Source organism: Mesorhizobium sp. SEMIA396 (assembly GCF_024518615.1).
Taxonomy (GTDB): Bacteria; Pseudomonadota; Alphaproteobacteria; order Rhizobiales; family Rhizobiaceae; genus Mesorhizobium.
Genome location: NZ_JANIFC010000022.1, coordinates 1 through 12,422, shown reverse-complemented (window position 1 = coordinate 12,422; position 12,422 = coordinate 1). Strand labels below are relative to the sequence as shown.

Below are 12,422 nucleotides of genomic sequence, written 5' to 3'. Positions count from 1 at the left end.
TCTTCCGTTGCCTTTTCGCGTCACAGGCCGTCAAACGCCCGGCCGTTCACAACAGTGATCCGGCAAGTGTTTGGCTGCGCGAGACGATGCTGCAGGGAGTCGTCCTGCATGGCACTTCGCTATGATGCTGCGGTGCCGTCTAACGGCGCCTCGTGCTTGAACGCACTGAACGGCCACCGCGATCAAAATCGATGGTTCGAGGACCGTTGATCATCACCCCGCCAGCCTCGATCTTGTTTGCCGCCACGAGAGCGACACAGAGACTGCTGGTGAAGATGCCCGCCTGCCCGCTATGTTCCGGATGGTTGACCATCCCGGATGGACCCATCGAGGGTGTCAAGGCGAGCATGAGCACAGGCGCGAACAGTTCACGGGCAGGCGCGACGGTGGCCGCAAAGCAACGTCGCGCCAGCATGCGATCTCAGCAGGATCGGCACCATCCTGTCAGGGAGCAATGCGAGTGGCTGGCTTAGCCGCTGCGACGCTGCCCGGCATCGCGTTCAATTGATCTGGCGCCTTAAATGCAGGAAGGCTTCGCGGCCGGTACGAGGCGCATCCCTCCTCCGAAGCAGCACGCCCAAGTATCATCACAAGCCCCGAGCGCCCGCGTTCGGCGATGTCCAATTTCCGACAATGTCGGAATACAGTCAGATCTGCTGGATTGACTTTAAATGGTTTTCTCATTTGGCACAGCGCATGCTGGTTATCCGGAAACACGTGACCGACCAACAAGAAGTCGCATGACACAACCGAAGCCATCCATGTCTGACGGGCTGCCCAGGATACCTACTGCGACCGCGCTTGCCCGGTGACGACCGCTCCGGCTCCGCCCGTTACCGACGAGGCAAAGTGACGGATTTCCTGCGTTTCAACGACATGGAGGTGGTTGTCATTCCCGCTGGGGGACAGACTCGGCCTGTTCAAGGCATTGCGCGAAGGCGGCAAGATGACGGCCACCCGTGCGCGAACTCAAGGAGCGCAGCCTGTATCGTGTATCAGGCAAATAGGCCGTCGGTCAGTGACCTTGACACAGGGGACATGCGCAAGGTCCTGAAGTTTGATGCAGCGATAGAAGGGTGCCAATGACAACAATAGCTTACAGGAACGGAACCATGGCTGGCGACGGCCGAGCCTTGGGTTTTGACTCAGTATCCGTCGGTGAGAAAACGAAGGTGTTTCGCTTATGCGACGGCACACTCATCGGCGTTTCCTCTTCGTCCTTGGGTATTCCAAAGGCCGTTCGAGACTGGGTTGAGAAGGGCATGGATGTTTCTGATATTCCTGTGCCGCGCAACGACGACAATTTTGAATTTGAGGCGCTGATAGTGCGCAAAAATGGGGAAGCCGTATTGTTGGACGGCAATTGGCTGCCAAGTGATCCCGTGAAAGGTGAATATTATGCCATCGGGAGCGGCAAGCAGTATGCTTTGGCCGCGCTGGTTTTGGGCAAGTCAGCTAAGGAAAGCGTCGAAGTTGCCGCGAAACTCGACGTTTGGACTGGTGGCACAGTCACTGCCATAACTCACTAAACCCGCCTTTCGGCGGGAGTGTGACAGTGCGAGCGTGGAAGTAGGGCGCCACCCCGGGGCACGTCGAGCCCTGTCATGTGAGCTGGTCCATAAGCGCGCGAAAGCGTCCAGTTGTGGCCAAAAGCACGATTTGCGACAGAACCGGCCCGCTTCTATGAGTATGGGCCGCTTTTTGCGGCCAGCGTGCTTGCCATCCTGCCGCCAGTGGCCGTCGCCTTCTTCTTCCAAGGTTACCTCGTCATGAAGTAGAGCACCACGATCTTGTCGGAGAGATCGGAAGGCGGACGGCCCTTCCGTCCGCGTCGGCCAGTTCGAAAGGCGGCGCGGCCTGCTCGTCGATCGCCTGGAAGAACCTCTCCGCGCTGTCCCTCATCTTGTCGAGATCGGCGCCCGGATGGTGGGCCAGCGCGGAGGTCCCGAGGATCAGCGCCAGAAATTGAATCGCAAGCGACGGTTTCGCTTTCATGGACAATGCATTCCGGTTGGGGGCGTTCGAGGGCTCCGCGGCTAGGATTGGTCTCACTGTGTCTGCTCCCGCTCCCGGCGGCTCATCTGCCTGATAGGCGCGTTCCCGCTCGGGCCATGTGCTTTTGATGAAGGCCAGAACGGCCCGGATCTCCTCGTCGGTGAGGACATTCCCGAAGCCCGGCATGTCGCTCTGGTAGCCGCCGCCGACGACCGCGGCCGGTCCCGGCGCCGGCATGCGTCCCGAAGGCAGCGGGCTTTCCAATCGCGCTGACCTTCGCCTGGCTAAAACCGTCTTGCCTAGCGCTATCGCCGCGGCCGGGGCGCGGCCATCCGGTTGGCGAGCCAAGGCAATGTCCAGACCAATCCGAGGCCTGCCGCGGCCACGCATCGATAAGAGGACCGACGCCCTTCTCCTTTGCCGCCGCTGGAGAACAGGTATTTGATCAGCGCGGCCGTCCCGAGGACGAGCACGACGACGACAAGCAGCCACACCAGGCCCGTGCCGAACATCATCATGCCGCTCATGCATTCCATCATCGAAGCCTCCTATTCCGTGGCGTAGATGCCGCCGGTCGCGTCAGACTTTCGGATTTCGAGAATCTCGAAGGGCGCTTCCTTCGTGCCACTCATGCCGGGGGAGCCCATCGGCATGCCGGGCAGCGTCATGCCCTTTGATGTCGGGCCGCTCGGTCAAGAGCTTGTTGACCGTGCCGACCGGCACATGGCCGCTCACCACATAGCCGTCGATGAACGAGAGAAGGCAGCCATCGGCTTCCGGCGGAATGCCCTCTTCGCGGCTCATGGCGAAAAGGTCGTGAGTCGGCCTTGACGGTGATTCCTGGAAGGCCGATTCCAAGGCGAGCTGGCTTGAAGGCCGCGGTCCGGATGGTCGACTAGGCAGCTTGGTTCCACGATCGCAATGCTTGATCGCTTCATTGCAGGCCATGGGCTCTCGCCCCCTCCTTTTGCCACACGAGGCGCCAGCTCACGTGTTGTTGTTGGCGTGCGCCCCGGCAACCGCTTTCACCAGCCGCTCCAGCGATCCCGCGCGCTCCAGCTCCGCAAAGAATGATGCGGCGTGACGCTACCCAGCCGGTGCTTCTCGGCCTTCCAATTAAACTGTCTCGACGAAAGAGCCGTCTCCGTTGCTCCGGTCTCGGTGTTGAGTTCTCTAAGGCTGCGCCACACCTTGGTCCCCACGCCGGCAAATGATCTCACTATGCAGCCCGTGCTCGCACGCTCTCAAACTAATTACCGCTGCTGCAACACGCCGCCTGGCGGCCTGCACCGAAAAGCCGACAGGGGTGCATCTGAATAGCCGTGAACCCAGGTCTCAAAGACCATCCGGCGCGACGAGCGGACGCACCGCACGTGTGACACCCGCCTTGTGGGGCAGGGTTGCCTTTCTCAATCCCGGCGTTGGTCGGCGTCCCAATGAGCAGCAAGCTATTATCGGCCGCCGAATCTTAGTGGCTTCGTCGAGAGCCTCAATCAACCAAGCGGCGAAAGCCCCGCTAGAGTCTCCGCCCGCCTGTCGCTATGAAGCAGTTGCAGCCAGCGCTGCTTCAGGCGCATGAACTCGCCCGATGCAATGATTTCCGTCGCCCTGGGTCTTTCGAAGGGCACTGTTTCTATTCCCTTCTTCTTCGGCGCGCGGCTTGATGCCGACATACGGTTTCTTGACCTGCCGCCTGAACTGGCTGCCGAAGCGGGTGCCCCGCCAGCGACCCCGACAATCCCCTGTTCCGCAACTGCTGAAGAGCCGACTGCGCTCGCATCCCGATATTGCGCAACGGCACTATGCCGACATTCTGGAGACCGCAGCCGCATGAGCCTCGAGATGTTCCGCCGACCGTCGACAAAGGCGTCCTCTCGCCTGCGTCCGCCATTTGTCAGTGCTCGATCTGATTGGGGAGACGCCGGTCGTCGAACTGAAGAGATTCGATACCGGCAGGTGTCGTCGCTTCGTCAAGATCGAAAGCCAGAATCCCGGCGGATCGATCAAGGATCGCATTGCGTTGTCGATGATCGTTAATGCCGAACAGCGTGGCACGCGCGGGGCGGTACAATCATCGAAGCGACCGCTGGCAACACAGGGCTCGGCCTGGCCATCTGGCGGCACGAAGCGCGTGATCGCGTGTCCAAAAGCTGACAGCGTCAGACAAATGTCAGGTTCATTACAACCAACATCTGGGCACTGACGAGGTTTTTCGAAGCAATGGGCGCTAACTGCGCGCTGAGCGCGTTGGCATGGCTTTTGAGACTGAGTGACTGTGACTGCACTCAATGGGGCAAGACGAGCGATGCGCTCCTCCCTGAACCCGTGTGCCGTCTCTGAGAGGAAACCAGCTCGTGCAGAAACCTTTGGAAATAGCTTTGGACCGCAACGTGGTATTGCAGATGGAGTCCCCGGCTCCTTCGATTAGAGTCGAGAACTGGCTGCATGGCGAGCCCCTCACGAGCTTTGAGCCCGGCAAGTGTACATAGTCGAATTTTGGGCAACTTGGTGCGGCCCATGTGTGGACGGGATGCCCCATCTGATCCAGCTGCAGGGCGTCGCCAGGCGCACCATCTGGACAGCAGGAACTGGACTATGGGCAAGGTAACAGGCTTTCTCGAAATCGACCGGCAGGTGCACAAGTACCAGCCGGCCTCCGACCGCATCCGGCATTTCCGCGAGTTCACGCTGCCGATGTCCGACAAAGAGGTCGAGAAACAGGCCGCGCGCTGCATGGATTGCGGCATTCCGTTCTGCCATGGGCCGACGGGCTGCCCGATCCACAACCAGATCCCGGACTGGAACGACCTCGTCTACAATGGCGACTGGGACAATGCGATCCGCAACCTGCATTCGACCAACAATTTCCCGGAGTTCACCGGCCGCATCTGCCCCGCACCTTGCGAGGAAGCCTGCACGCTGAACCTCGAGGACATCCCCGTCGCCATCAAGACGGTCGAGCAGGCGATCGCCGACAAGGCTTACGAGACCGGCCATATCAGGCCCTATCCGCCGGAGAAGAAGACCGGCAAGCGCGTCGCCGTCATCGGCTCCGGCCCGGCCGGCATGTCGGCTGCCCAGCAGCTCGGCCGCGCCGGCCACGACGTCCATGTCTATGAGCGCGAGAGCCGGCCCGGCGGGTTGATGCGTTACGGCATTCCCGACTTCAAGATCGAGAAGCACTATATCGACCGGCGCATCGAGCAGATGCAGGGCGAGGGCGTCACCTTCCATTGCGGCGTCAATGTCGGCGTCGACAAGCCGGTTGCCGAGCTGCTCGCCGAACATGACGCCGTGCTTTATTGCGGCGGTTCCGAAACGCCGCGCGCGGCCGGCATTCCCGGCGACGATCTCGGCGGCGTGCATGACGCGATGCCCTATCTGGTGCAGCAGAACAGGCGTGTCGGCGGCGAACCGATCCAGTCGGTGGCGTGGCCGTCGCATCCGATCCTCGCCGGCGGCCAGCATGTCGTCGTCGTCGGCGGCGGCGACACTGCCTCCGACTGCGTCGGCACCGCCTTCCGCCAGGGCGCGGTGCGCGTCACCCAGCTCGACATCCGGCCGCAGCCGCCGGAAAAGGAAGACAAGCTGTCGGTCTGGCCATACTGGGCGACCAAGATGCGCACGTCATCCTCGCAGGCCGAAGGCGCCGAGCGCGAATTCCAGGTGGCGACGCTTGAATTCATCGGCGAAAACGGCCAGCTGACCGGGGTCAAATGCTGCGAAGTCGACGAAAAGCGCAAGCCGATCGCCGGCACCGAATTCGTCATCCGCGCCGATCTCGCGTTCATCGCCATCGGCTTTGCCGGGCCAGCCGCTCGCGGGCCGGTGTCGGAACTGGCCGGCCAGATGAAGATCGCCATTGACAGCCGCCGCTCGAAGAATGTCGAGGCCAATGACCGGGACTACAGGACCAGCGTCGAAAAGCTCTATGCGGCGGGCGACGTGCGGCGCGGCCAGTCGCTGGTCGTCTGGGCGATCCGCGAGGGCCGCCAGGCGGCGCGCGCCATCGATGAGGCGCTGATGGGATCGAGCGTGCTGCCGCGCTGAGTCCGTCTCGAGACCCTACTTGTGCGGCCACCTGAAGGCGCTTTCCGCCCTTCCGCTGCCCCGGGCAGCTTACGGACTGATCGCCGTGGTCGTTTCGGTTGTGGCCCCGGCCGCAGGCTGCCGCCTTGGCGGCCAAGAAAAATCGTCGGCGCGGCCGGGCGCAGCAGCGGGCGCCTTGCCCTCGACGACGAATTTTTCACCGGGCCCGTCCGGCTTGGCCGGCGCTGCGGCACCGAGAAGTTCCGAACCGCCGTCGAGTGCCGGTGATTGCGAGTCGGCGTCGGTAGCCGGGTCGGCGGCCTCAGTCTTTTCCTTCGAGGGTGGACTACGTTACTGGCCAGTACCGGCAACGCATCGAAGGAACTTTACAATCATAAAGGTACGTCACTGGTCTCGCGGCTCACCTATGACGATCTAGACGCGCATTCGAGTCCACAATCCGACTGGCATTTTCGTAAAGGCCTCCTCGGTGCGGGCGGCATCAGGGAGGATTTTCTCATGACGAGGACTTCTTACGGAAATGGGGGGCTACTCAAACACATTCAGTGATCAGCGCGGGGGCGGCGTCAGCTATTTCACCGCCGATCTTGGATATAATTTCTTGAACTCACCGCGCTACCGCATCGGTGCTTTTGTTGGCAACAATTTCTGGCACGAGAGCTACGATGCTTTCGGTTGCACGCAGCAGGCGACCAACTGGGGAACCTGTGTGCCAACCGTCCCACCTACGTCAACCTCTCAGCCAGGACAACGATTGGCATTCGCTGCGACTCGGCTTGGCCGGGCAGACGCAACTCACCGAGCGACTCAGCCTTTCTGGTGACGTGGCGTTCCTCTTCACGCGGCTCGACGGCAAAGAGCAGCACCACATGCGCCCAAGATCAAGCTAATTCCCGAAGACGGCGATGGGCATGGCGTCCAGCTCGAGGCGGTGTTGCGGCCGTGGCGAATAACGGCACCGCTCATTTCGAAGAGGCAATGGGCGGTCGTGGTTCCCCGCAGGCCGACGATTGGAAGGCAAAGCGCTACGGCGTTTTCGTGCAGGCTAGCATCAAGTTCAACTGAGAGAGCAAGAACCGAGGAGAGCGGCGATGCCACTCCAGCTCATTACGATCATTGGATCAACAGAAGGAAGTTTTCCGAAGAGTTTTGCAAGCGTGCGCAAAGTCGCCAGACAAAGTTCTCTCGGTCCATAGTGTACGTGCCGTCACGCCCGTTCTCGACATGGTTGAATGATACGTCCCGCGCGATCGATCAAAGTCGTTTTTCATTGGTTTTCCGGAAATCGCGGGGAGCACAGCGTGCTGTGACCCTCGCCTGCTGGTTTTCTGTCAACGCGCAGATGAGGGAGAATGAGCGTACAGCAAAAATCATCAGTGCTGTCGCTTTCGCCAAAGCCCGCCGCAGCTAAACGGGGTCCCACGCCCGGTAGCGCCCCCTGCCGGTCACCTCACGGATGCCGAGTTCGGCACCAGCCCGAGCGCAGCGCGCTGGCTAATTTTCAGCTCGGCCGCGACCAGACCTGCCGACACCAGCGGCCGCGCCAGCACCAGCTCGATCAGCGCCGGCAGGCTCGAGTTTTTGCGCCGGTTCCTGAGCCGGCGCTCCATCTGGCTTTTGGCCAGCGCCTGGATGATTGCAAGGCTGAAACAGTCGATGGAACGCCCCTCCAGCGAAGCCGAACCGGACGAGGCGCGCGCGCCAGGTCCTTCGGCTGCCATCGGCACGCTGGGTTTAAGTGCTTGGGGTGACACGGCGTGATCTCCGCCGTTGGCGGGAACAGGGCAGTGCAATAGTACTGCCCTGTTCCTTTTGATCAGAGGCCAGTGCGGATTTCTTCGGCAAGCGCCCTCAACGTCGTCTCGACGTCATCGCCGTTTACCATCTTCTGCATCGCCACGGCCCATGCGTTCATGGCTTCGCCGAAGCCGACACGCGGTGTGAAAGCCAGCGCGGCTTGGTCCTGTATCTTTTTGAAGCTGTCAACGAAGTTGTTGAACTCGGGCTGCGAAGCGTACTTAGTCCAGGTGTCGTCTGCCAGGTCGACGTGCGCGGCGGATTGACGAGCTGGCCAGCAAGGGCACCCTTGAGCGCCACCTGCTTGGAGGTGGCCCACGGGATGAACAGCCAGGCCGTGCCCTTCTTTTCGGAAGCCGCGTTCATGGCGAGAGCCCAGATCCAGATGTCAGACTCCAAGCTCGTGGCGCTCGGTGCGTGCAGCGGCGGAGCGAAGGCGATCTTGCCGGATGCCGGCTTCCCCGCAACATCGTTCCAGAAGCCGAACATATTTGAGTCGATCGTCATCGCGCTGCGGCCGGACGCGAAGGAAGGAGCCGCGCACTTCTTGATCATGTCCACGTAATGTAGTCGTATCCAGCATCGGTAAGCTTCCAATCGCTCAGGTATTTGTCCAGCGGCTCCAGGGCGCCACTCGGAGCGAGGTCCTACGCGGGCTGAATGCCAGTGCCGAACACATCCCATGCTGGCGACTTCGTCGTCAGTTGGATCGTCATCTTGTTCCAGTAAGAATCGTCTGGGTAGAGTTCCGGCGTGACCTTGATGCCGGGTCAGCTTCTCGAACTCCGGAAATTGCGCAGCGAGAGCATCCGCATAGGGGTGGATGTCGTAGGCCCAAGTTATGCTGGTCCCTTCGAATTGACGCCAGTTCACGGTGTCGGCAGCGGCCGAATTAGTGAGCGATGCCGAGACGGCAAAAAACGCCAAGTCAAAAGCAAGCTGTTTGCGAAGCGACGCGCACCTGTAACGAGTACGGGGAATGAGCGACCCATGTAATCCTCCCTGGGGCATTTTGCCAATTTTTGGGTCCACTCCTCCATCCCGAGTTCGCTCATAGCCACAATAAGCGGTTTCCAACGAGCTCGCTCTGAATGCACCAGGCCAACTGGGTAAAAACGGGTAACCGGCACTAAAAGGCGTTGTAGTATCGCCACCAGAAATACTGCTCCGTGGTGCTGGCCTTTGCCTGGGGGCGCAACACGGCAACTACCCGCTCAAAACGGTTGGTCCTCTACCTCTTATTCACCGTCGCTTTCCTCGCGGCCTAACCCGGCCGGAATATCCGTTGCCAGAAAAAGGCCTCGCGGCCGGTTCGAGGCTCATCCCTCCTCCGAAGCAGCACGCTCAAGTATCGTCACAAGCCCCGAGCGCTTCGCGTTCGGCGATGTCCAAATTCCGACAATGTCGGATACAGTCAGATCTACTGGATTGCGTTTGAATGGTTTTCTCATTTGGCACAGTACATGCGGGTCATCCGCAAAACACGTGACCGACCAACAAGAGTTCGCATGATCACCTTACCACAACATACAGCCGCCGCGGAACAATCACTTGGCCCCTGATCGCCCACCCCGGCACCACAACCGGAGTCATCGATGTTCTGACAGGCTGCCCAAGGATACCTGCTGCAACAGGGCTTGCCCTGGTGACGACCACTCCGGCTCCGCCGGTTACCGACGAGGGCAAAGTGACGGATTTCCTGCTTTTCAACGGCATGGAGGTGGCTGTCATTCCCGACCACCGCGCCGGTCGTCACCCATATGGTCTGGTGCAGGATCGGCAGCGCGGAATGAGCCGCCGGGGATATCTGCATGTCTTCGAGCATCTGATGCTCAAGGCGCCTCATGACGAGCACGGCTCCGTCGCCTGGAGAGATTGAACCCAAAGGGAGATTCAGATGTCTGAAGCGAATCAGGAAAAGTTGGACGCATTCTTGGGGAAAATGGTCGGCGATCTCGGTGCGATCGCAACGGGCGCGGGAGTCCTGCTGGGGGACAGACTCGGCCTGTTCAAGGCATTGCGCGAAGGCGGCAAGATGACGGCCGCCGAACTTTCGACACGCACCGGCACCCAGGAACGCCTCGTAAGGGAATGGCTTTCCGGGCAGGCGGCGGCGGGTTACGTCGACTACGATGAAGCGAGCGACAAATTCTATCTCAACGCCGAGCAAGAGCTGGTGTTCGCTGATGAAGACAGCCCGGCCTTCATGGCAGGCGCATTCGAGTTCCTGTCCGCGCTGTGGCTCGATGAAGAAAAGGTGAGGCAGGCATTCCAGTCCGGCAAGGGCGTCGGGTGGCACGATCATAGCGCGTGTCTGTTTCGCGGTACGGAACGGTTCTTCCGTCCAGGCTACAATGCCAATCTGATCGACTCCTGGCTGCCGGCCTTGGAGGGCGTCGTCGAGAAGCTCGAACGCGGCGTGGACGTCGCGGATGTTGGATGCGGTCATGGTGCATCGACCGTGCTCATGGCACAGGCCTTCCCCAATTCGCGCTTCGTCGGCTTCGACTATCATGCCCCTTCGATTGAGCGCGCCCGCAAGGCGGCCGAGGTAGCCGGCGTCGGCGTTAACACGCGGTTCGACGTGGCGGCCGCCAAGAGCTATCCCGGAACCTATGACCTCGTCACATTCTTCGATTGCCTTCACGACATGGGCGACCCGACGGGCGCCGCCACCCATGTCCACGGATCGCTCAAGCCGGACGGCACGTGGATGATCGTCGAGCCGTTCGCGCATGATCATCTGGCGGCGAACCTCAATCCCGTCGGCCGCGTTTACTATGCCGCTTCCACTTTCGTGTGCACGCCCGCATCCGTGTCGCAGGAAGTCGGGCTCGCGCTTGGAGCCCAGGCCGGTGAGGCGAGGCTGCGCAAGGTTGTGACCGGCGGCGGCTTCAAGCGATTGCGTCGCGCCGCGGAGACACCGTTCAACATGGTGCTGGAGGCCCGCCCTTAGCGTGGCCGTCGCCAGAAATTGCAGCTCATCGCATTTGATGAAGATCACCGCCAAAAATCCGGACGCATCGGGCACATTTTCAAGGCGTCTGGGTTCACGCAGAGGTCGCTGCCGAGTTGTGTGCCAAGAGTCCCATACGTTGCGGCTCAGAAAGGACCCCACGCACGGCGACGAACATGCCCATAGCGATGGCCGCTATAATCACATATGTCCACCATGGCGCGTTCACAAAGCTGGTAAGCCACGTCGCACCGAACGCGCTTACGACAAAAACGAGAGCCTCGATAAAAAGACTGAGCCTGTACACATTCAGTCGTCTCATCCTCATACCACCCATCCAAAGACTGAGCTTGTTGCGCTACTGCGACAGAGCCTAACATATTGGAGAGTGCTCACTAGTCGACCGTGAACAATCCGAGCCCTAAGCGGCGACCGGCTTCGGCCGGATTTGAAGCAGGGCAATCAAGAGCGACAAAAACCCCTTCAGCCACCTGAGCAGGAGGGAGAAGTTGTAGCCGGCGGCGGCCAGGATGGCGTTGAGGGTGTCGCCCTGCTGGCCGGCGAGGTAGTTGCGGCCCATTCTGTGTTCGCTCTTGATGTGGCCGATGACGGGCTCGACCGCCGACCGCCGTCGCATCTGGCGCTTGATGGCTGGGGTGACGCGGCGTTTCTGGCCCGCGGTGAAGACCCTGAGCTTGTGGCTCTGCGGTGCGTTGTGGCCGCGATAGCCGGCGTCGGCGAGGATGCGGCCGATCTCGTTGCCGATGGTCTTTTCCATGTCGGGGATGACGCTTGCCAGCGTGTGGCCGTCATAGGGATTGCCGGGCAGTGCTTTTGCATGCAGGGCGAACTGGCCGCCCCTGGAGCGCTTCAGCGTGGTGGCCACCGACACCTTCACCCCGAACTCGTAGGGCGCATGCGCCTTGCCCTTGCCGATGCATTCCACCTCGTGTGCGTGCAGGCTGTAGATCTTGCGGCCGCGCTGGCGCTGGCGTTGCTCGAGAACGGTGGCGGCCTGGTAGAGCGGCCATTTGAACAGCGTCCAGCCCCTGATCGCCGGCGATCTGGCGACCAATGTCGCGAATGGTCCGGCCGAGATAGGTCTTGAGCTTGCGTAGCGCCTTGTTGGCCCGCTTGAACTGCTTGGCGTGGGCATAGCGCTGGTGGCTGATCAGCGCCAGCTTGCCGACCCGCACATAACTCTGGCGCAAATGGAGACCCGTCCTCTTGGCCAGCCGCACCAGCCGTTCGCGTGCCCGATGGATGAGCTTGGCGTCGGTCGGGAACATGACGTTCTTCGGCTGCACGGTGGTGTCGACGATCACCTGGCGCGTGTCGGCCGGTTTCATCGCCCCGGTCTTGACCGCGAGGCTGAGGCTCTCCTGCAACAGCACCATAATCCGCTCCTCGCCCATACGGCTGCGCCAACGCGTCATCGAGGAGCGGTCGAACGGCAGCGTATGGCAAAAGAACGTCTCGCCGGTGAGATACTGGAAATAAGGGTTCTCCACCCAGCGCTCGCACAGCACCTCATCCGACAGGTTGAAGGTGTGCTTGAGGATCGCCAGCCCCGCCATCAGCCGGGTCGGCAGCGGCGGCATGCCGGGGCCGTCCGAATAGACGG

At 61.1% G+C, this 12,422-nt stretch carries 7 protein-coding genes and 7 pseudogenes; 7 read left to right on the top strand and 7 right to left on the bottom strand.

The window, feature by feature from the left end; genetic code table 11:
• The first annotated feature begins 1,112 nt into the window (after positions 1–1,112).
• Positions 1,113–1,529 (top strand): hypothetical protein, encoded by a 417-nt coding sequence (locus NP503_RS32290; protein WP_063169404.1) that lies wholly within the window; start codon positions 1,113–1,115, stop codon positions 1,527–1,529.
• 238 nt (positions 1,530–1,767) lie between these two features.
• On the opposite strand, the gene NP503_RS33325 is transcribed toward NP503_RS32290, so the two are convergent.
• From NP503_RS33325 to NP503_RS32270, 3 genes are read right to left on the bottom strand one after another with little or no spacing between them, the layout of a single operon-like run.
• Entirely contained in the window at positions 1,768–2,259 is a 492-nt protein-coding gene (locus tag NP503_RS33325; RefSeq protein WP_244514239.1) for a cytochrome c, read from the bottom strand.
• A 41-nt stretch (positions 2,260–2,300) separates the two neighbouring features.
• Complete coding sequence (locus NP503_RS32275) at positions 2,301–2,534, bottom strand: hypothetical protein (protein WP_127312611.1); 234 nt, start codon at positions 2,532–2,534, stop codon at positions 2,301–2,303.
• 40 nt (positions 2,535–2,574) lie between these two features.
• Positions 2,575–2,799 (bottom strand): DUF411 domain-containing protein, encoded by a 225-nt coding sequence (locus tag NP503_RS32270; RefSeq protein ID WP_372958899.1) that lies wholly within the window; start codon positions 2,797–2,799, stop codon positions 2,575–2,577.
• A gap of 825 nt (positions 2,800–3,624) precedes the next feature.
• Between NP503_RS32270 and NP503_RS32265 the strand changes: the two are divergent.
• The 4 genes and pseudogenes from NP503_RS32265 to NP503_RS32250 form a co-directional block, all read left to right on the top strand.
• Positions 3,625–3,829 (top strand): annotated as a pseudogene (locus NP503_RS32265) (isopenicillin N synthase family oxygenase); the annotation flags it as partial.
• 8 nt (positions 3,830–3,837) lie between these two features.
• Positions 3,838–4,107, top strand: a pseudogene (locus NP503_RS32260) (pyridoxal-phosphate dependent enzyme); the annotation flags it as partial.
• Between the two features lie 278 nt (positions 4,108–4,385).
• Positions 4,386–4,549: pseudogene (locus tag NP503_RS32255) on the top strand (TlpA family protein disulfide reductase); the annotation flags it as partial.
• Positions 4,550–4,590: 41 nt separating this feature from the next.
• Positions 4,591–6,045 carry a glutamate synthase subunit beta gene (locus tag NP503_RS32250; RefSeq protein ID WP_063169408.1) on the top strand — a complete coding sequence of 485 codons (1,455 nt, stop codon included), beginning with the start codon at positions 4,591–4,593 and terminating at the stop codon, positions 6,043–6,045.
• A 69-nt stretch (positions 6,046–6,114) separates the two neighbouring features.
• Here NP503_RS32250 and NP503_RS32245 read toward each other — a convergent pair.
• The 3 genes and pseudogenes from NP503_RS32245 to NP503_RS32235 form a co-directional block, all read right to left on the bottom strand.
• Positions 6,115–6,309 (bottom strand): annotated as a pseudogene (locus NP503_RS32245) (DUF459 domain-containing protein); the annotation flags it as partial.
• A 1,143-nt stretch (positions 6,310–7,452) separates the two neighbouring features.
• Positions 7,453–7,673, bottom strand: a pseudogene (locus NP503_RS32240) (helix-turn-helix domain-containing protein); the annotation flags it as partial.
• Positions 7,674–7,956: 283 nt separating this feature from the next.
• Positions 7,957–8,403 carry an extracellular solute-binding protein gene (locus NP503_RS32235; protein ID WP_236383562.1) on the bottom strand — a complete coding sequence of 149 codons (447 nt, stop codon included), beginning with the start codon at positions 8,401–8,403 and terminating at the stop codon, positions 7,957–7,959.
• Between the two features lie 1,057 nt (positions 8,404–9,460).
• Between NP503_RS32235 and NP503_RS32230 the strand changes: the two are divergent.
• Positions 9,461–9,682, top strand: a pseudogene (locus NP503_RS32230) (insulinase family protein); the annotation flags it as partial.
• 57 nt (positions 9,683–9,739) lie between these two features.
• Positions 9,740–10,798 carry a class I SAM-dependent methyltransferase gene (locus NP503_RS32225; protein ID WP_024504268.1) on the top strand — a complete coding sequence of 353 codons (1,059 nt, stop codon included), beginning with the start codon at positions 9,740–9,742 and terminating at the stop codon, positions 10,796–10,798.
• A 421-nt stretch (positions 10,799–11,219) separates the two neighbouring features.
• Here NP503_RS32225 and NP503_RS32220 read toward each other — a convergent pair.
• Positions 11,220–12,422: pseudogene (locus NP503_RS32220) on the bottom strand (IS5 family transposase); the annotation flags it as partial.

Coding starts and splice junctions, on each gene's coding strand:
- NP503_RS32290 (WP_063169404.1), top strand. CDS start 1,113: ATGGCTGGCGACGGCCGAGCCTTGGGTTTTGACTCAGTATCCGTCGGT.
- NP503_RS32275 (WP_127312611.1), bottom strand. CDS start 2,534: ATGATGGAATGCATGAGCGGCATGATGATGTTCGGCACGGGCCTGGTG.
- NP503_RS32270 (WP_372958899.1), bottom strand. CDS start 2,799: ATGAGCCGCGAAGAGGGCATTCCGCCGGAAGCCGATGGCTGCCTTCTC.
- NP503_RS32250 (WP_063169408.1), top strand. CDS start 4,591: ATGGGCAAGGTAACAGGCTTTCTCGAAATCGACCGGCAGGTGCACAAG.
- NP503_RS32225 (WP_024504268.1), top strand. CDS start 9,740: ATGTCTGAAGCGAATCAGGAAAAGTTGGACGCATTCTTGGGGAAAATG.